The sequence below is a fragment of the Lachnotalea sp. AF33-28 genome, assembly GCF_003477885.1.
GTDB lineage: Bacteria > Bacillota > Clostridia > Lachnospirales > Lachnospiraceae > AF33-28.
The window spans coordinates 221,308-240,458 of sequence record NZ_QUEE01000008.1 but is presented as its reverse complement, the minus strand read 5'-3'; the positions used below and the strand labels follow the sequence as shown (position 1 = coordinate 240,458).

15 protein-coding genes are annotated in these 19,151 nt (G+C 51.9%); 6 read left to right on the top strand and 9 right to left on the bottom strand.

Annotated features, from left to right (window positions below; genetic code table 11):
* Positions 1–91 precede the first annotated feature (91 nt).
* The 3 genes from DWZ56_RS13170 (at position 92) to DWZ56_RS13160 (ending at position 3,139) form a co-directional block, all read left to right on the top strand.
* On the top strand, positions 92–1,117 hold the full coding sequence (locus DWZ56_RS13170; protein ID WP_118557086.1) for a glycosyltransferase family 2 protein: 1,026 nt from the start codon (positions 92–94) through the stop codon (positions 1,115–1,117).
* A 90-nt stretch (positions 1,118–1,207) separates the two neighbouring features.
* The gene (locus DWZ56_RS13165) at positions 1,208–1,942 is read left to right on the top strand and encodes a gamma-glutamyl-gamma-aminobutyrate hydrolase family protein (RefSeq protein ID WP_118557085.1); all 735 of its coding nucleotides are present in this window, start codon (positions 1,208–1,210) and stop codon (positions 1,940–1,942) included.
* A gap of 120 nt (positions 1,943–2,062) precedes the next feature.
* Positions 2,063–3,139 carry a mandelate racemase/muconate lactonizing enzyme family protein gene (locus DWZ56_RS13160; protein WP_118557084.1) on the top strand — a complete coding sequence of 359 codons (1,077 nt, stop codon included), beginning with the start codon at positions 2,063–2,065 and terminating at the stop codon, positions 3,137–3,139.
* Between the two features lie 108 nt (positions 3,140–3,247).
* On the opposite strand, the gene DWZ56_RS13155 is transcribed toward DWZ56_RS13160, so the two are convergent.
* The 6 genes from DWZ56_RS13155 to DWZ56_RS13130 are packed head-to-tail and all read right to left on the bottom strand — an operon-like array spanning position 3,248 to position 9,229.
* The gene (locus DWZ56_RS13155) at positions 3,248–4,231 is read right to left on the bottom strand and encodes a LysR family transcriptional regulator (RefSeq protein WP_147369422.1); all 984 of its coding nucleotides are present in this window, start codon (positions 4,229–4,231) and stop codon (positions 3,248–3,250) included.
* On the bottom strand, positions 4,174–5,367 hold the full coding sequence (locus DWZ56_RS13150) for an amidohydrolase family protein (protein WP_118557082.1): 1,194 nt from the start codon (positions 5,365–5,367) through the stop codon (positions 4,174–4,176). The genes DWZ56_RS13155 and DWZ56_RS13150 overlap by 58 nt, the downstream gene beginning before the upstream one ends.
* On the bottom strand, positions 5,364–6,368 hold the full coding sequence (locus tag DWZ56_RS13145; RefSeq protein WP_158584574.1) for an ABC transporter ATP-binding protein: 1,005 nt from the start codon (positions 6,366–6,368) through the stop codon (positions 5,364–5,366). Before DWZ56_RS13145 ends, DWZ56_RS13150 begins: the two co-directional genes overlap by 4 nt.
* A complete protein-coding gene (locus DWZ56_RS13140; protein ID WP_118557080.1) occupies positions 6,365–7,357 on the bottom strand; it encodes an ABC transporter ATP-binding protein in 993 nt (330 codons plus the stop codon). The genes DWZ56_RS13145 and DWZ56_RS13140 overlap by 4 nt, the downstream gene beginning before the upstream one ends.
* A 15-nt stretch (positions 7,358–7,372) precedes the next feature.
* Entirely contained in the window at positions 7,373–8,248 is an 876-nt protein-coding gene (locus DWZ56_RS13135; protein WP_118557126.1) for an ABC transporter permease, read from the bottom strand.
* Positions 8,249–8,299: 51 nt separating this feature from the next.
* Positions 8,300–9,229, bottom strand: coding sequence for an ABC transporter permease (locus DWZ56_RS13130; protein ID WP_118557079.1), 930 nt, complete (start codon positions 9,227–9,229; stop codon positions 8,300–8,302).
* Positions 9,230–9,477: 248 nt separating this feature from the next.
* On the opposite strand from DWZ56_RS13130, the gene DWZ56_RS13125 reads away from it, so the two are divergent.
* Entirely contained in the window at positions 9,478–11,040 is a 1,563-nt protein-coding gene (locus DWZ56_RS13125; protein WP_118557078.1) for an ABC transporter substrate-binding protein, read from the top strand.
* Between the two features lie 81 nt (positions 11,041–11,121).
* Positions 11,122–12,603: a serine hydrolase gene (locus tag DWZ56_RS13120; RefSeq protein WP_118557077.1), complete on the top strand. Its 1,482-nt coding sequence runs from the start codon at positions 11,122–11,124 to the stop codon at positions 12,601–12,603.
* A gap of 82 nt (positions 12,604–12,685) precedes the next feature.
* Here DWZ56_RS13120 and DWZ56_RS13115 read toward each other — a convergent pair whose 3' ends face one another.
* Positions 12,686–14,359 (bottom strand): phosphoenolpyruvate carboxykinase (ATP), encoded by a 1,674-nt coding sequence (locus tag DWZ56_RS13115; protein ID WP_118557076.1) that lies wholly within the window; start codon positions 14,357–14,359, stop codon positions 12,686–12,688.
* A gap of 253 nt (positions 14,360–14,612) precedes the next feature.
* On the opposite strand from DWZ56_RS13115, the gene DWZ56_RS13110 reads away from it, so the two are divergent.
* Complete coding sequence (locus tag DWZ56_RS13110; RefSeq protein WP_118557075.1) at positions 14,613–15,527, top strand: phosphate ABC transporter substrate-binding protein; 915 nt, start codon at positions 14,613–14,615, stop codon at positions 15,525–15,527.
* Between the two features lie 100 nt (positions 15,528–15,627).
* Here DWZ56_RS13110 and DWZ56_RS13105 read toward each other — a convergent pair whose 3' ends face one another.
* Positions 15,628–18,258 carry an alpha-L-rhamnosidase gene (locus DWZ56_RS13105; RefSeq protein WP_118557074.1) on the bottom strand — a complete coding sequence of 877 codons (2,631 nt, stop codon included), beginning with the start codon at positions 18,256–18,258 and terminating at the stop codon, positions 15,628–15,630.
* A 10-nt stretch (positions 18,259–18,268) separates the two neighbouring features.
* Positions 18,269–19,141 carry a carbohydrate ABC transporter permease gene (locus tag DWZ56_RS13100; protein WP_118557073.1) on the bottom strand — a complete coding sequence of 291 codons (873 nt, stop codon included), beginning with the start codon at positions 19,139–19,141 and terminating at the stop codon, positions 18,269–18,271.
* Positions 19,142–19,151: the final 10 nt, after the last annotated feature.

The following is a 19,151-nucleotide window of genomic DNA, read 5'->3' as shown; positions in this document are numbered from 1 at the left end:
AATGGCTAACATAGGCATATAGCGCTCATCGATCTGACGGTCGGTGGCAGCATATAAATAACATGATGTCATATATTATAGGAGGAAGATTGTGAAATTACTATCCGTAGCGATTCCGTGTTACAATTCCGCAGACTATATGGAGCACTGCATCCAGTCTCTGCTTGCCGGAGGGGAGGAAGTGGAAATCCTGATCGTCGATGACGGCTCCGCAAAGGACAATACCGCAAAAATAGCCGACAGCTATGCAGAAAACTATCCCTCCATCGTCCGTGCGATTCATCAGGAAAATGCCGGCCACGGCGGTGCGGTGAATACCGGTCTCGCAAATGCGTCCGGGGTTTATTTCAAAGTGGTGGACAGCGACGACTGGGTGGATGAAGACGCTTATCTGCGCCTTCTGGATGTGATGCGCGACAGCATAAATGAGGGCTGGGAGCTGGATATGCTGCTCTCCAACTATGTATACGATAAACAGGGCGTTACCAATAAGATGGTAATGCAGTACCGCAGGCTGCTGCCGGCAGGACGCCTGTTTACCTGGGATGAGATCCATAAGTTCCCCATCGGCAAATACATCCTCATGCATTCCGTGATCTACCGCACACAGCTGTTGCGCGACTGCGGGCTGCAGCTTCCCAAACATACTTTTTATGTGGATAATATTTTCGTATTCCAGCCGTTTCCTTATGTGAAAAACATGTATTATCTGGATGTGGACTTCTACCACTATTTTATCGGCAGAGAGGACCAATCCGTTAACGAAAAGGTTATGATCTCCCGCATAGATCAGCAGTTAAAGGTCAACCGGCTGATGATCGACTGCTATACGCAGTCCGCCGGGGACATTGGCTCCGACAAGCTGGACCACTATATGTTAAGCTATCTCAACATCATTACCACCATCTCCTCAGTGCTCTGCATCCGCTCCGGCCTGGAGGAGAATCTGGTAAAGAAGGACGCTGTATGGAACTATCTGAAAAAGAAGAATCCTGCGGTCTACAAAAAATTCATGCATTCACCTCTGGGAATCGCGCTGCATCTGCCCGGAAAGGCTGGGCGCCGGATCGTGAGCTGGGGGTATATGCTGGCACAGAAACTGTACGGATTTAATTAAGGCACTGCCGCACCGTGTGATCATCTTGATTTCCTGTGCGGCAGTTTCCATATCATCAGACTGATTCAGATCCCAAGGAGGCAAACTTATATGAAAAAACCAATCATAGCCCTCACACCATCCTATGATCTGGAGGGCGATTTTCTTCGGATGAATCCCACCTATACGGATGCAGTGAGCGCGGCCGGGGGCACCCCCGTCATACTTCCGTTAACGCTGTCGGATGAGGAACTGCAAGCTGTCGCAGGACTCTTTGACGGTTTTCTGTTCACCGGCGGCCCAGATGTAAACCCTCTGATCTTCGGTGAAGAGACCCGAGCCGGATGCGGCGCCGTATCTTCTCTGCGGGACGATCTGGAACTGCGGCTGTTTCCTGAGCTTGTAAAGGCTGACAAACCAGTGCTGGGGATCTGCCGCGGCATCCAGGTGATGAATATCGCCATGGGAGGGGATATCTACCAGGACATTTGCTCCCAGTATTCCACCACCCAGCAGCACAGCCAGGCATCCAAAAGCAGTGTCGCATCCCACCATATCTGCCCGCAGGCAGGCACCCTGCTTTGGGATATCCTAAAGAAAGACAGGATAGCGGTCAACAGCCACCACCACCAGGCCGTCCGCGCGCTGGGGAAAGGTTTTCAGGCTGACGCATATGCGCAGGACAGACTGATCGAGGCCATCAGCATGCCGGGCAAAAAGTTTATACTGGGCGTGCAGTGGCATCCGGAGGGGCTGTGGAAGCATGACGCGGATTCCGCCGCCATCTTTCAGGCATTTATACGCGCGGCTGCTTTAAATTGCAGCAGTGCAGGCCGCGCGGAATGACCATCATGAAAAAAAATCAATAGCCGGCCTTTCTCTTTAATAGTATAATATCATTATATACCCGGCGGTTCTTTCCGGCTGCCGCGGCACGAATATCAAGAAGGACAGGTGGGAAAATCAATGAAGATCACAGACATCAAAATAGAAAAGGTGCGGATCAACCTGACAGAGCCCTTCCGCGTAGCATTCGCAGAAATCAGCTATTCGGAAAATATTCTGATTAAGGTATCCACGGATATGGGAATTGACGGCTACGGCGAAGCGGCTCCGATCGCATTCGTAACCGGTGAAACTTCTGACAGCGTGGTCAGTGTGCTCAATATGTTAAAGCCCGGCTTAATCGGTATGGACCCTCTGGATATCGAAGCCATCCACAGCCTGATGGACGGCTGCATCCTGGGCAACGGCTCCGCAAAATGTGCGGTGGACCTGGCCATGTATGACATCAAGGGAAAACTGATGGGACAGCCCGTCTATAAGGTGCTGGGCGGCTATTCTAACAGCGTTCAGAACGATATCACGATCGGCATCAACGCTCCGGAGAAGATGGCGGCGGAAGCAAAGAGACATGTGGAGGAAGACGGCTTCCATATCTTAAAGATCAAGGCCGGCATCAATGTGAAGGAAGATGTCCGGGCCATGAAGCTGATCCGTGAAGCGGTAGGCCCCGATATCCGCCTGCGCGTAGATGCCAATCAGGGATACGATGTGGCCGATGCGGTCTATGCTCTGACAGAATTTCGTCAGTATGGCATCGAGGCTGTGGAGCAGTGCCTTCCTCATTGGGATTTTGACGGTTCCGCCTACATAAGAAGCAAAGTAAACGGCATCAAAGTGATGCTGGATGAGTCCATTCACAATCACATCGATGCCGCCAGAGCCTGCAAGTACGGCTGTGCGGATATACTGAATATCAAGCTGATGAAGTGCGGCGGCCTCTTCCGCGCAAGCCAGATCAACTCCATCGCCGAAGCTTACGGCGTCACCTGCATGGTGGGCTGCATGATGGAGACCAAGCTGGCCACCACCGCAGGCGTCAGCCTGGTGGCTTCCAAGAAAAATATCACCGAGGCCGACTGTGACAGTTTCCTCTTCTATGAGGATGAGCAGACCGGCATGAACGGCGGATTCACCAGAGTGAACGACCGCTTCACTCTGCTTGATCAGCCCGGATTCGGACTGGATATTTCTTTCTAAAAAAGAATCCCGCTCGCGGGATTCTCCGTACACAGACAAAGGCCATCGCTTAACAGCCCTGCGATGGCCTTTTCATGGTCGGCGGCCTTTTCAGCCGCTTGTTATAGTTTAACGAAACAGTCTGGTGATCTCGCCCACAAACAGTTTCTCCACCGTTGTGAGCTCCGTTTTCTTAAGCTTAATCCACCCAAACTCATACTTCAGATTCACATTCTGATAAGGATATATCTGCATGGTCAGGGACATATTCAGCTTGCTGTAGATTTTATTGCTCTGCGCAACGCAGAAAAAAGCAGGAACCTGGCCGCTTAAATTGAGAGCCGTGTCATTGTCCGCCACATATACTGTGCGCGGACTGCCAAATGCAGCTTCAATCTCCTTCCGCTCTCTGGAGAAAGGATCCAGCGTCTCTTCAATCATGATCAGCATCTGATCCGACAGCATTCCCTTTTTCAGCCGCGTGATGCCGGACTTGGCCACCGGATTGTTCTTATGAAGCGCCACGCCCACATTCAAGCGTCCCAGCGTATGGTATTCCAGCCCGTTTCGTTCAAACATCTGGCAGGCATCCTCCGTATAGGTATTGAGGGTCATCAATACGCCCACGTCGCTCACGCCGTCCTTCACATCCGTATATACTTCAGAGTAACTCCTCTGGCGAAAACGGAAATCCGTATCCACATCGAGGAAACGGTACAGAAGCCCGGCAAAAATCTCGCCGGCAAACAGCATCTGACCGCAGGAAGCGCTGAATTTTAACGGACCGGCCCCGGACTCATTCTGGGACAGCATGGCCATGTTTTTAATCTTTGTTATATGCTGCAGCGCTTTTTCCGCTTCTGCCAGAAACATTTTCCCAAAATCGGTGATTGTAACGCCGTCTGTTGTGCGGATAAAGATTTCCTGCCCAAGCTCCATCTCCAAGGCATGAATGGACTTGCTTAGCGCGGACTGCGAGATAAAGAGAGTCTGAGCCGCCCTGCTGAAGGATCCCAGCCGGTTGATCTCGCTGGCATAGACCAGCTGGTTCAGATTCATGGCTGCCGAAAGCCAGTCTGCCGCCCTGCCTGATATACGGCTTCCACATGGCAAAGCGCCGTGATGTCCTCGGCCGGATTGCCTTTCACTGCGATCATATCCGCCGTATAGTTTTCTTTCAGCTGGCCAAGGGTGTCCCCCAGCCCCAGAGCATATGCCCCGTTTGCCGTAGCGCATTCAATCGCCCGAACCGGCGGCATGCCGTATTCCACAAAGAACGCACATTCGCCTGCCACAGGGGATGCCTCATCTACATTGAGGCAGTCCGTATCCGTACCCGTTGCGACACGCACGCCGGTGCGGTAAAGTGTCTCAAAATTCTCCCGGTATGTATCCACCGTATCTTTAAGGTAAGCCCTGTTATCATTGAGCAGTTCATCCTCACAGCCAACCTGGCACACGGCATTGTATGCGGCGTTAAACACATAGATGGTGGGCACCCAGGTCTGATCCGCCGCCTTCATCTGTTCCGCCTGCATGACGGTCAGATGCGTACCGTGTTCGATGGTATCGCACCCGGCATCGATGCAGTCACCGATGGACGTGCCGTAGCCTGCATGGGCCGCGATCCGTTTCCCGAACCGATGGGCTTCCTTTACGGCAGCCTGGATCTCTTCCTTTGAGAACTCTTCCCCGCGGTATGCCTCACTGGTGAGTATTTTAATGCAGTCGGCACCGTCGCGTATATCTCTGCGGACCGCCTTTCTCACCTCTTCCACCCCGTCAGCCTCTATGACGGCGCCTTTCATATTGTAACCGTGTCCGCCGGTCATGCAGATTCCCTGAAGGCTGGTCAGAATCCTCGGAGCCTTGATATAACCGTATGACGCGGCTTTCTTCAGTGTTACGCCGATCCCGTTTGCGCTGGATACATCGCGGATCGTGGTCACGCCGGCCTTAAGCGTCTCTTCCATGCGTTTCTGCACGAAATAGGCGTGAAGCATCGGGTTCTCTTCAAATTCTCTCTCCTGGGGCCTTCCGTAATAATATCCGATATGGGTATGCAGATCAATCATACCCGGCATCAGGGTGCAGCCCTCATAGACTGTCTCCTCTTCACCTGGATATCGTTCCTTCAACTGCGCGGTGGGTCCCACGGCCAGGATCTTCTGTCCTTCTAAAACCACACTGCCGTTTTCAATCACCGTTACACCGTCCCCTGTGATCACTCTGTCTGCAGTTACTATCATATCCGTTCTCCTTTTCTGCGTGCTTCCTCCTGCGCGCGGCGGCACATCACCATATGACCGTCTTCCAGTTCTGTCAGTTCCTGTACTTCTTGGCACTCCGGCTTCGCATATGGGCAGCGCCCGGCAAAGCGGCAGCCCTTCGGCGGATTATAGGGAGTGGGCAGGTCTCCCTCCAGCAGTATCCTCTTTTTCTCCCGCTTTTCCTTTTTGGTAAATGCGGGCGCGGCCGACAGCAGGGCCTGTGTATAGGGATGCGCCGGATGGTCAAAGATCTGCGCCTTGGTTCCCATCTCCACAATCTGTCCCAGATACATGACCGCCACATCGTCGCTGATAAAACGCACGATGCTCAAATCATGGGAAATGAACAGATAGGTGAGCCCCATCTCTTCCTGCATGTCCTTTAACAGGTTTATGATCTGGGCCTGTATGGATACGTCCAGCGCCGATACCGCCTCATCGCAGACAACGAACTCCGGCCGGGTTGCCAGGGCTCTGGCAATGCTGATTCTCTGCCTCTGCCCTCCGGAGAACTGATGCGGGTAGCGGTTGGCCTGTTCCGGAAAGAGTCCGCATTTCAGCATCAGCTCGTTCACCTTTTCTTCCAGATCCGCCCTTCCATCGACCATCTTCTGCGCGACCATGCCTTCGCTGATCAGATCGTATACCGTCATCCGCGGATCCAGCGAAGAATACGGGTCCTGAAATACGATCTGCATCTTCCGGCGGATCTCATGCTGCTTCTCACCTTTGGCGCCGGCGATATCCTCACCTTCAAACAGTATCTTTCCTTCCGTAGCCGGCGTCAGTCCCAGTATGGTTCTGCCAACTGTGGACTTGCCGCAGCCGCTCTCTCCCACCAGACCCAGCACCCGGCCTTTCTTAATGGTAAAGCTTATATCATCCACAGCCTGCACATAACCGAGCGTATGGCTGACGAATCCGCCCTTCACCGGAAAATATTTTTTCAAGTGCTGTACTTCCATTATGTTTTCCATCATTGCACCTCCGAAGCATTGCAGTATTTCCAGCAGGAAACCCTGTGCCCGTCAGGATATACTCTCTCCGGCGGAAACGCTTCCCCGCACTGCTTGCTGGCATACGGGCAGCGGGGATGGAACGGACAGCCCGCAGGCTTATCGTTTAAGGATGGCACGTTTCCCGGTATCACCTGCAGACGGTCTCCGTCATAATCCGATGTGGGCCTGGAGTGAATCAGGCCCTGGGTATAGGGATGCATTGCATGTTCAAACAGCACATCCGTATCAGCCACTTCACATACTTTTCCGCCGTACATCACCACCACACGGTCCGCCATCTCACTGATCACGCCCAGATCATGGGTAATAAAGATGCAGGAGCTGCCGGTCACATCCTTCAACGCGTTCATCAGATCCAGTATCTGTGCCTGAATCGTAACGTCCAGCGCAGTGGTCGGCTCATCCGCGATGATCAGCTTGGGATTGGTAATCAGGGCCATCGCGATCATAACCCTCTGTCTCATGCCGCCGGACAGGCTGAACGGATAGCGGTTCAGCATCTCCTTAGGCATCGGTATCTTCACCTTTTCCAGGTATTCCACACATTTTTCCCTGGCATTTTTCGTGCTTAGCTTCTTATGTATCTTAAGAGCCTCCATCATCTGGTCACCCACCGTATACAGCGGGTTTAACGCCGTCATCGGCTCCTGGAATATGACGGAAATTTCTTTTCCGCGAAGCTTTCTAAGCTCCTTTTCCGTCATCTTCAGCGTATTTTTGCCTTCAAACAGAATTTCTCCGCCCTCATACCGCACATTGGGGCTCTGCACCAGTTTCAGTATGGACATGCAGCTGATGCTTTTTCCGCATCCGCTCTCGCCGACAATGCCGAGGGTCTCCCCCCGTTTCACGTCAAAGCTCACATCGTCCACGGCCTTTAATACCTGGTCCTCATTGACAAAATATGTTTTCAGATTTTTTATGGATAACAGTGTTTCCTGTTCGTTCATCGATCGTTCTCCCCCTTATGCCTTCAGCTTCGGATCCAGCGCATCCCTAAGGCCGTCGCCCACCAGGTTTAACGACAGAGCGCTAAGCGCGATTGCGATTCCCGGAAATGCCAGGAGATACGGCGCTTTGGACATGTACTCTCTCGCCGTGCTAAGCATTACGCCCCATTCCGGCGTCGGAGGCTGTACACCCATGCCGATAAAGGACAGCCCGGCGGCAGTCAGCATCATGGAGGCCACGGACATGCTGGCCTGCACGATGATGGGACCCATGGCGTTGGGAAGGATATGGCGGGTGATGATCACCCAGTTGCTGCTGTCGCAGGCCCTGGCCGCATAGATATATTCCTGTTCCACGATGGACAGGATGACCGAACGCACAATACGGATAAAACCCGGAATACTGATGACCGTCACAGCGATCAGCAGGTTCTGCATGCTGCTTCCCAGGGCGGCGACCACCGCCAGCGCGAACAAAAGCCCCGGCACACAGTTTAGCACATCGCAGAGCCTCATCACCACACTGTCAAATTTCGAGCCGTACAGCCCGCAGCAGGCGCCGATAAAACCGCCGATCAGCAGCGAGATCAACGTGGTGCCCACGCCCAGAGACAACGACCTGCGGCTGCCATGCACCACCCTGGCAAACATGTCCCGGCCGAACTCATCCGTGCCGAACCAGTGTGAGGCGCAGGGTGCCATCAGCCTATCCGCGGAATTTTGCGTAATGGCCTTGGAATAAGGAATGATCACGTCTGCAAAAACTGCAAAAAACACAAAGATAAACAGCACGCAGAGCCCTACCATAGCCGCTTTATTCTTCTTAAAGAGCTTCCAGGTCTCCCCCGCCCTTTCGCCTCTCCTCTTCTTTTTCGTGAATGTACTCTTCATTGCTTTCTCCATTCTAATCTCTTAATTATCAAAGCACAGCGCCCCAGAGCACTACCTGCTCACACGTTCGCGGATCCGCGGGTCGATCACCGCATAGAGCAGATCCACGACCACCATAACCAGACAGAAGAACGCGGCAAGAAAAACGGTGGACGACATCACCACCGGAACATCCTTGCTCCGGATGGCCGTCAGCACATAGGTGCCCAGGCCCGGTATCGAAAATACGGTTTCACAGATCACGGCGCCGCCTAAGATGGAGCCGAAGCTGGTGCCCATCACAGTCAGAACCGGCAGCACCGCGTTTTTCAGCGCATGTTTCCAGATCATGCGCGCATTGCTGCAGCCCTTGGCCTTAGCGGTCCTTATGTAATCCTGGCGGATGGCCTCTAACATCGTCGTCCTGGTCAGCCGCATGATGGCCGCGCTGCCTCCTGCAGTCAGCGTTGCCACCGGAAGCACATAGCTCTTCCAGCCGTCGATGCCGTGGGTGGGCAGAAGCCCCAGCTGCAGGCCGAACAGGTAGATCAGCACCATCCCCAAAAAGAACGCGGGAATCGAGGCAAACAGAATCGCCGCCAGGGTGCTGAAGGTATCCGTCCAGGAATACTGTTTCACCGCCGACAGGATTCCCAGCGACACGCCGATAATGGATGAAAAAACAAACCCCCAGGTGCCCAGCTTTAAAGTGATCGGCAGCTTCCCGAAGAATTCATCGGCGAAGGGCTGCCTGGTCCGATAGGATATGCCCAGATCTCCCTGCGCCAGATCTCCGATATAGGAAAAAAAGCGCGAAAAGAACGGACGGTCAAATCCCAGTTCATGGTTCAGCTGATCCACCTGCTCCTGCTTGGCGGATATACCGAGGATCTGCCTGCCGGGATTACCCGGCGTAAAATTCATGATCGCAAAAACGATAAATAATACGCCCAACAGGGTCGGAATGATGAGAAGCAGACGCTTGATCGTGTATTTCAGCATAAATAAGCCTTCCTTTCAATTTAACTGTACAACATGCATAATTTTCATGGATATTTTTCCAATTACTTCATTACTTTATTGCAGTACAGTTGCACATAGTCTTATATTATTGCATGTTTGGGGTTCTGTCAACCGGATGCCGGTGTATAAGGTATAACTTTTATTCATATGGAGTGTGATATTTTTGCAAATACATCTGTCTGAATTTAGTGTATAATATTAAATACTTTAATAAGGAGGAAACTATTATGAAAAAAGCAGTAAAAAGAGCCTTAGCAGCATTCTGCGCTCTGATCCTGGTGCTGGGGCTGGCTGCCTGCAGCAATAATTCCAACAATGAAGGCGATACCACCGCGACAGGCAACAGCGGAAACAATTCCTCATCCGCCGGACGCACCGACCTGAATTACCGCATTCCCGATGCGTTCAACACACTGGATCCCCACAATCTGGCGCTGGAAAACGACATGCTGATGAGCCGCCAGATCTACGAACCGCTTTACTGGATCGATAAAGACAACAAAGAAATCCCTGTGCTCGCAACCGAATACACCGTAAGCGAGGACAACCTGAACTGGACCTTTAAAATCAGGGAGGGCGTAACCTTCCACAACGGCGAGACACTCAAAGCCAGTGATGTTGTATACTCCTTCAACCGCTGTCTGGAAAGCGCTTATATGCAGAGCTATGTGGAGCCGATCGAGTCCGTTGCCGCGACGGACGATTCCACGGTTGTATTCACACTGAAATATCCCTTTGCACCTCTGCTCGAGAATATCTCGGCCATCGGTATCATCAATGAAAAATTTGCTGAGGATAACAAGGATGAGCAGGGACAGATGGGTTTTAATACCTGCGGCACCGGCGCATATCAGCTGACGGAAGCCATAACCGATGTAAAGGTTACGATGGAAGCATATGCAGGCTACTGGGACGGTGAACCCCCGATCAAAACCATAAACTTTGAACTGATCGTGGATCCCACCACCGCCTTTACGGCATTTGAGGCGGGAGAACTGGACATCTGCTCCGTTCCCACATCGGAATGGGAATCCGTTACCGGCAACCCGAACTACGGCAGCGCTTCCTATACCTCCAATCATGTTACATACCTGATTTTCAACACTGAGGTGGAACCGTTTAACAACAAGAAGCTCCGTCAGGCGATCGCTTATGCGATCAACCGTCAGGATATCATCGACATGGCTGCGGACGGGCTGGCAGATCCGGCTACCTCCCTGGCGACCCCCAGAGTATTCGGCTTTGATGAAAGCCACACCGCATTTGACTATGATGTGGAAAAGGCTAAACAGCTGCTGGCTGAAGCCGGCTATCCCGACGGGCTGGATATCGGCAGCATGAAAACCGTAAGCGGCACCTACTTTGAAAAGGTCATGCAGGTAGTACAGTCCCAGCTGGCTGCTATCGGTATCACCGGTACCGTAGAGGGCATGGAGGGCAATGCTTTAGTGAACGACTGTGTAACCGGCAACTTCACATTTACGGATATGGGGCAGAGCTTAAACCGCGACTACGATTTCATTAAAACCTTTGTCGGTACCGATTATATCAACGGACTGAACATGGCCAGACTGTCCAATGCGGATCTGGATACTCTGTTTGCCCAGGGCGCAGAAACGGTCGATAAGGACACGCGTCTTGACATCTACAAACAAGCTGAGGAAATCATTCAGGATGAATGCGCTTATATCCCGCTGTTCAACAAGAAATCCACAGCGGCATGGAATAAGGATTTAAACTTTGAGCCTTCCTTCGTTCGCACCCTGTTCAAGGATGTGAGCTGGAAGTAATCACTAAAGTCCCTCCGGAATAGAAAACGGGGGGACTTTATCGGCATTGCGCATTGTAGATGCGCGGAATTGGAGGTTAATATGAGTGATGCTGGAAAACATCTGAATCAACATCTGGAGGAATTTCTGGAGACGTTTCAGATACCTTCCGTAAGCGTAACCGTGTACCGGGATCCGCAGCGCACAGCTTCGTGCGATTCCCCTTATCAGCATTTTAATGCCGGGTATAAGGATCTGGAACACAGTCTTTGCGCAGGGCCGGATACCATGTATGCGATCGGCTCCTGCACCAAGTCCTTCACCGCCGCCGCCATCGGCGTCCTGTGTGACAGAGGGCTTTTAAATCTGGAGGATCCGGTTCGCAAATACATACCGGAATTTGAAATGTACGACCCCTATGCCGGAGCGCATCTGACCGTACGGGATATGCTCTGCCATCGCTGCGGTCTGCCCCGCCATGAGGTCTCCTGGTATCCCCGGCTGGATACCTATACCGAAGCCGATATGATCCGCATCCTGCGCTATCTGAAGCCCAATGCGCCGTTCCGGTACAAAATGCAGTATCAGAACCTGATGTTTACGCTGGCCGGCTTTGTGATTGAACGGGTATCCGGCACCTCTTGGGAGAACTTCCTAAAGGAAAACATTACCGACCCGCTGGGCTTGGGCTATGTGGCCTTCGATGCCCCGGACCTGGCGGCCGCAAAAGATCCGGCCGTCGGATACCGCTTTAACGACAAGAGCGGCCACAATGAAAAGGTAGAATACGCCACTTTAAACACCATGAGGGCCGCAGGATCCATCAGCCTCACAAGCCATCAGCTGGCACAATGGGACGCGATGTTCCTGCACAACGGCTCCTATGAGGGGAAACAGATTCTCTCCGAAGAAATATGCAGGGAAATGTGCTCTCCTCAAATGTTAATCAGCGATCCGGTCATTGAGCCTCTGCAAGGATACGTGGAGATGCAGTCCTATGGCCTGGGCCTGTTTACCGAATGCTACCGCGGGGTCCGCATCCTGCACCACGGAGGACATATTGACGGTTTTATCGCCGATCAATGCTTTGTACCCTCCCGTGGCCTGGCTTTTACCGTGCTGACCAATTCCGAAAATGCTTTCGGCGCGAGAGCCATGCGCTATACGCTGCTGGACCGGTATCTGGAGCTGGAGCCGGTGGACTGGATCGGCAGGTTTCATCAGTTCTCACAGAAGCGTAAAGAACAGGCAGCCAGCCAAAAACGGCCTGATCCCCAGCTATCTATACAGTATCCCTGTCCTGTTTCCCTGGACGAAATAGCCGGTGAATACATGGATATGGGGTATGGCAGCATCACGGTCACCGCCTGTGACGGCCGCCTCGTCATCCGCATGGGGACCCTGACACTGGACGGCGTCCATGTGCGCGCACAGCATTTCCTGCTGACCGAGGAGCATGTGCTGCCCGGCGAGCTGCTGGAAGCTGAAGTTGAGATGGACAAGGAGGGAAACGCGGCTGCGTTTCTCATCGCGCTGGAATCCACTTCCGCCGAGAAAATCCGTTTTGTCAGAGTGAAACATTAAAGAACCGCCGGGCAGCACATACACTGCCCGGCGGTTCTTTTCTTCAATAGGAAAATACGGCCTATTTATTTTATACCGCTTCTTATTTCAGTTCGTCAACAACCTTCTGAATAGCTTCCAGAGCATCTTCAGGCAGTTTGTCATAGCCGCCCTTTTCAACTGCAGTATTCTTAACGAATGCTAATCTGTCGTTCATTCTGGCCTTTAACTGTGCGACGTAGTCAGCGTCATTCATATCCGGAACAAAGCCTTCCCAATCAAAAATCTCGATATCTGTGAACGGTCCCCAGGGCTTAAACTCTGCCTTGCCCTCTACGATCGCTTCCAGAATTCCCAGCGTATCCTTGGGCTGTACTTTCTTGCCCATGAAATCACCGGTATTTACGATATAGCAGTCTACGTTCTTCTCTGCAACCAGCTTCTTGAATTTCTCGAAGTCGTTTGCCAGAGGATAGGTCCTGAACGGGTTTGCATAAGGAACTACAACCAGAGCGTTGGGATCTACGCCTTCTGCCAGTCTTTCCGCAGAAGATCTCTTTGTAGCCAGTGTAGCGCCCATTACAGATGCAAGGGAAGCGCCTTTCAGCTTCACTACCGGCGGAATGGTAGGATCTTTCATGATCCAGAAAATTGCGTTTACAGGCTCGTCAATCTTGTCCACACGGTTCGGAGACCACAGTTTGGACTTGATCGCACGGCCGTTGCCGTTACGGATATCTTCTGTCACCAGAACTACCTTGCCGTCCTCATCCAGAGTTGCGGAGCAGTTCTGAGCGGTCAGCAGGTACTTGTTGTCTTCACAGTTGGTCGGATAATCCTGTGTCTTATCGAAATAAGTAGGCTCCAGAGCTACGGAAGCGCATGTATCTGTATTGATGATAAACGCATCATCATGCAGTACGGTTACATCATACTTGCCGCCATGCTTTGCATGGGTCAGTGTGGACTTTCCGGATCCTGACAGACCGAATACGGATGCAACATACTTTCTTCCGTCCGCCAGTCTGTACTCCTTCTGTCCGCCGTGGCAGGATGCATAGCCGTTGCGGTTAGCGATCGCCCATGCCATGGTCAGAGTACCCTTCTTGTGCTCACCGAAGTATCTCATGCCCAGGATTGCTGCACAGTTCTGCTCGGTATTGAAGTAGCACAGGCACTTAGGGTCATAGGAAGGCTTGGTGGTACCTACCCACTGAGGGTTGGAGAAAATATAGATATCGGGCTCTTTGCCGTCGCCTACCGGCTTGGAGTTTTTATACATTCTTACATATTCGTCGGACATGTACTGGAAGTTCAGCATCCAGGAATACATGAGGTTCTCTTCCCCTTCCGGAATCAGAAGATGTGCCTTTACCATGAATTCAGGATCCAGACCTACAAATACTTCCGCATGGTACATGGTTACCCATCTCGTATCGTAGATCGCGTCCATCACCATCTTATCCAGCTCGTCACAGTTTACATTGGGCTCGCCGGCAATTCTGCGGGCTGCAGCATAGCGGCCAGTGATGGAACCGTCATTGAACAGCAGAACCTTCGCATCCTTCTCCAGTCCAAATTCTTCTCCTCTATAAACGGGCATATCGGTAACAATGGTTCCCGGTGAATTCTTCGCCAGCTCGTAAGCTTCCTTTAAAGTATTCACTTTTACTACATTGTTGCCGTAGAATGCAGCTTCGATGATGGAACGTGTTTTGGCAAAGCCAACTTTTCCAGCACCAATTTCGGTTCTTGGATAATACGCTTTTGTTGCCATGAAATTTCCTCCTTCTTTAAAACCAAATTTGAGTCAATTATCCCACAAAACATTTCAGGAGTCAATAGATTTATGCCCCCTGTTACCCGTTTTGTGAAGATTTTATCAATATTTAATAATTAGATGCAGGATGTCAGCAACTTTACAAAGTATTTACGATTCATATACATGAATATGATAGTTTCACTGAAGCAGAAATGCTACACTGTCGTTGCAACAGCAAAAGGGATAAAAGAAAGAAGGAGATTTCATTATGAAAAAAGCACTTGCAATACTCTTAACACTTGTGATGGCAACCGGCCTTATGAGCGGATGCGGCGCTAAGGCAGATGAGACTACGGCCGCTTCCACCACCGCGGCAGCGGCGGAAAAAGGCAGCTCTACAGAAACGCCGGCGACTGAGGCCGCGACTACGGCGGCAGCCGCCGATTTAAGCGGATCCATCGTAATGTCCGGCTCCACCTCCATGGAAAAGCTCTCCAACGCATTGGCGGAAGCATTTAACCTGAAATACCCCAAGGTTACAATCAGCCCCGAATTCACCGGTTCCGGCGCAGGCATTGAAGCCGTGACGAACGGCACCGTGGATATCGGCAATTCCTCCAGGGCGCTCAAGGATGAAGAAAAAGCGAATGGCATCGCAGAAAATATCGTGGCAATCGACGGCATCGCGGTGATCGTGGATACTGCCAACACCGTTGCCGATCTGACTAAGGACCAGCTGGTTTCCATCTACAAGGGTGAAGTGAACAACTGGAAGGATCTTGGCGGAGAAGATCAGGTGATCGTAGTGGTAGGCAGAGAGGCCGGATCCGGTACCAGAGGCGCATTTGAAGAAATCCTCGGCATCGAAGACGAATGCAAATATGCAAACGAACTGGACAACACCGGCGCAGTGGTGGCAAAGGTTGCCTCCACCAAGGGCGCGATCGGCTATGTATCTCTGGATGTGCTGGATGACAGCGTAAAGGCCCTGGCTTTAGACGGTGTAGAGGCGACCCCGGATAATATCAAGGCCGGTACATACTTCTTAAGCAGACCTTTCGTTATGGCTACCAAGGGCGGGATTTCCGAGCAGAACGAACTGGTGCAGGCGCTGTTTGACTACATCTATTCCGATGAAGGAAGCCAGCTGATTGAAAGCGTAGGACTTCTGACTGCAGAATAATACTGTTTTATCGATAACAAAGGGCCGGCCCGCTCGCGATTTTAAATCCGCAAGCGGGCCGGCCCTTTAAAAGTGGGTTCCTTAGGAACCGCACTGCGGGTTACTCCGCTGTAATCTCATATACTCCCGGCATAAGAAGCAGCCTTTGGTTCTTTCTTAGTTCTTCCGATTCCTCTCCGTTTACCAGCACATTCCCTGCCGGCCGTGCGAGCACAAACAAAGCCTGCGCATCAAAAGGAACTTCCACAGTATATACCGTCCTGTTTCCGTCCCGCTTCCACTCTGACCGGTACAGGCCGCTGGCGGATAAGTAAGATGCTTTCGCATAGTCAAAGCGTGCATCCGTCTGAGGTTCAATCCTGGCCTTTTTAAAGCCCGGCGCATCTTCCGAAGGATTGATACCGCACATATAGCGGTACATCCATTCCACCACAGAACCGTACGCATAATGATTCATGCTGTTCATGCCCGTATCGCTGACCAGTCCGTCGGGCAGCACGGAATTCCAGCGCTCCCATATCGTGGTGGCCCCCATATTAACTTCATACAGCCAGCTTGGGAAATCCTCATTTAGCAGCAGTGTATAGGCATAATCCGCCATCCCGTTCAAAGACAGTGCGGAACAGAGCTGATAGGTTCCCACAAATCCGGTATCCAAATGGATATTTTTATCATCCAGCCGCTTTTTCAGATCCCGTACAATCCTTTCTCTGTGCTGCTCCGGCACCAAATCCATGTACAGAGCGATGGCCATGGCGGTCTGAGTCGGAATCGCGATGCGGCCTGTAACGGTGAAATACTCTTTCTGTATGGCGGCCTTCACTTCCTCCGCCAGATTATGGTAATACTGATATTCCTCTTCTTTTCCCAGAGCCTTTGCCGCCTTGGCGGTGAGGGAGGCCGAGTAATAGTAATAAGCGGAAGCCACATAGTAGTCTTCGGTTCCGCCGAAGCTGCTGCCTGCTACCGGATTGTCTAACGCCAGCCAGTCCGCAAAGTGGAACCCGCACTGCCACAGTCTCCTGCCGCCGCAGCGCGTGTCATCCTCGCGCTTGATAAAGTCGGTCCACATCTTCATATTGTTAAACTGGCTCTCTAACAGCGACCGGTCGCCATAATACAGGTAGCTGACCCACGGAATTACCGTGGCCGCATCCCCCCATGCACAAGAACCCGCCGCCAGGTCACCTTCCTGATGCAAAATTGACGCGATCTGATCCAGGATATCTGGCACCACATGAGGCACCGAACCGCCTAAGGTCTGCTGCTCCAGCTGCATATCGTACAGGAATTTCCTATAAAAGGCCGGCGTATACATCTGCAGACTGGCCGTCGCTGCAAACACCTCCGCATCTCCGGTCCAACCCATACGCTCATCCCGCTGAGGGCAGTCTGTTGGAACATCCACAAAATTGCCTCTCTGGCTCCACAGCGCATTTTCAATCAGGCGGTTCACCTTGCTGTTAGAGGTTGTAAGACTCCCCACCTTTTCCAAATCGGAGTACATGACGCAGGCCGTAAAATCCTCCGGCCGCACACTGTCAATGCCTTCCACCTTCATATACCGGAAACCGTAGAAGGTGAAATGCGGACGCACATGAGCTTTCTGTCCGTCACTGATATAGGTAAATTCCTCTTTCGCGGTCCGCAGATTCTCGTTATAGAAATTGCCGTTCTGCAACAGTTCTCCAAACTGCAAAAACACCCGGCTTCCGGCAGGAAGGTCACAGTCAAACTCCACCCAGCCAGTCATCACCTGTCCGAAGTCAATCACAGTTTCTCCGGCAGGCGTGCACAGAAGCTCTGCTTTTTTCCATCTCTGGCGGATCTTAACCGGCAGGCTTAAGCGTTCGGTGACAGGCGCCTTCGGTGCGTCCGCCGGCAGGGCGGGACACAGACCCGCCGCCTTTAAACTGTCTTTTGACCAGTTCTTCACACGCATCCTCGCATCCTGAACCTCGCCGTCATATATGCTGCTGGATACAATCCAGGAAGGAATGCAATCCCAGTCCGGACCGCTGCCGATCACGGTCCGCTTTCCGTCCGCCGCTTTCACATCTATTTCACAGAGCATTTTCATCTCATCGCCGTACAGCTCGGCCATGTTTTCCACAAACCCGAAACGGCCCTTGTACCATCCGTTTCCCAGCATCACACACACTCTGTTGCTGCCGGGTGTGAGCAGAGAGGTGATATCATAGGTCTGATACTGTATCCACAGGTTATAATCGTTGTAGTAAGGCGTCAGGTACTCATCCCCCACCCTCACGCCGTTAATTTTCAGCTCATAGAGCCCCAGGCCCGTGATATAGGCTCTGGCTGAAGCGATATTCCCGTCCAGCTCAAACTCTTTTATAAAGATCGGATGCACTTCCTTGTCGAAGGGCGCCCTGATCCATTGAGCCTGCCAGGGTTCTTTCATCTTCCCCGTCTCAAACCAGGATACGGCGCTTCCTTCTTCCTCTGCGTCAGTCCATACGGTCACTTCCCAGTAATATCGGCTTACGGCCTCGGGGATAAAATCCGCCTCAAAGCCCAGGCTGCTGATATCCTTACGCTTCCCGCTGTCATACACAACATCGGTCATATCCTCGCAGCGGCTGATCTTTACGCGCGCCGCTTCCTGACGCGTTCCTGCCGCACCGGAAACGATCCAGGAGAATACCGGCTTCTCCAGCCGGTATCCCATCGGTTCCGTCACATGATTTGTTCTTAGCCTGCTAATCTCCATAACTTTCCCCCTATCCCTTCAGAGCGCCGGAAGTAAGTCCTTCCATATAAAGCCTTGAAGTAAATATGAACAGAATAAACAACGGGATGGTAGCAAATACAAAGCCCGCCGCCATTGAACCAATATCCGTAGCATTGCCGTTGGACTGAAGAATACGGATCATAACCGTAATGATCTGCTTTTTATTCGATTCAATGGCAATCAGCGGCCAGATAAAGTCATTGTAGTAGTCGATCATCTTCATAACAACCACTGTGGCCAATATCGGTTTGGACAGCGGCACCGCAATGGACACCAGCGCGCGGAGCTCACTGCAGCCGTCTATTCTCGCCGATTCAAACAGATCCGTCGGCAGTTCTTCCATGCTGGTTCTGCAAAGCAGGATGCCGAACACCTGCCCGCCGGAGATCCACGGCAGGATCAGAGCCCACCAGGTATTGTATATATGGTAGGTCTGAATCAGGTTGTACAGAGGGGTCAGCGTCAGTATGCCGGGCACCATCATAAGCGCCAGTATCAGCATAAACAGGACGTTTTTCCCCGGAAACCGCAGCTTTGCAAATACATATCCGCCGACTGCGCTCAAGACAGCCGTCATGGCGGTGGCGATGAACACCACGGTCAGCGTGTTGATCATGTTAGGGATCAGCTTGGTCACGGCGATATTGAAGTTCGACCACATCACCGGATGAGGCAGGGTGAAGAAATCCCCGTAAATCTGCGCATTGGATTTCAATGACAGCAGCAGCATGATAAATATAGGTATGAATGCCATGAATAAGAACACAATGGCGATCACCATGATGATGGTCTGAAAGCCTAATTCTCTCTTATTCACTTTCTTTTTGATTTCAATTCCTTCCACTACTTTTGTTTTTCCCATATGCCGCCTC

Bases quoted from the DNA above. Each gene is read 5' to 3' on its own strand.
- DWZ56_RS13165 (WP_118557085.1), top strand. From the start codon at position 1,208: ATGAAAAAACCAATCATAGCCCTCACACCATCCTATGATCTGGAGGGC.
- DWZ56_RS13160 (WP_118557084.1), top strand. From the start codon at position 2,063: ATGAAGATCACAGACATCAAAATAGAAAAGGTGCGGATCAACCTGACA.
- DWZ56_RS13150 (WP_118557082.1), bottom strand. From the start codon at position 5,367: ATGATAGTAACTGCAGACAGAGTGATCACAGGGGACGGTGTAACGGTG.
- DWZ56_RS13145 (WP_158584574.1), bottom strand. From the start codon at position 6,368: ATGATGGAAAACATAATGGAAGTACAGCACTTGAAAAAATATTTTCCG.
- DWZ56_RS13140 (WP_118557080.1), bottom strand. From the start codon at position 7,357: ATGAACGAACAGGAAACACTGTTATCCATAAAAAATCTGAAAACATAT.
- DWZ56_RS13135 (WP_118557126.1), bottom strand. From the start codon at position 8,248: ATGAAGAGTACATTCACGAAAAAGAAGAGGAGAGGCGAAAGGGCGGGG.
- DWZ56_RS13130 (WP_118557079.1), bottom strand. From the start codon at position 9,229: ATGCTGAAATACACGATCAAGCGTCTGCTTCTCATCATTCCGACCCTG.
- DWZ56_RS13125 (WP_118557078.1), top strand. From the start codon at position 9,478: ATGAAAAAAGCAGTAAAAAGAGCCTTAGCAGCATTCTGCGCTCTGATC.
- DWZ56_RS13120 (WP_118557077.1), top strand. From the start codon at position 11,122: ATGAGTGATGCTGGAAAACATCTGAATCAACATCTGGAGGAATTTCTG.
- DWZ56_RS13115 (WP_118557076.1), bottom strand. From the start codon at position 14,359: ATGGCAACAAAAGCGTATTATCCAAGAACCGAAATTGGTGCTGGAAAA.
- DWZ56_RS13110 (WP_118557075.1), top strand. From the start codon at position 14,613: ATGAAAAAAGCACTTGCAATACTCTTAACACTTGTGATGGCAACCGGC.
- DWZ56_RS13105 (WP_118557074.1), bottom strand. From the start codon at position 18,258: ATGGAGATTAGCAGGCTAAGAACAAATCATGTGACGGAACCGATGGGA.
- DWZ56_RS13100 (WP_118557073.1), bottom strand. From the start codon at position 19,141: ATGGGAAAAACAAAAGTAGTGGAAGGAATTGAAATCAAAAAGAAAGTG.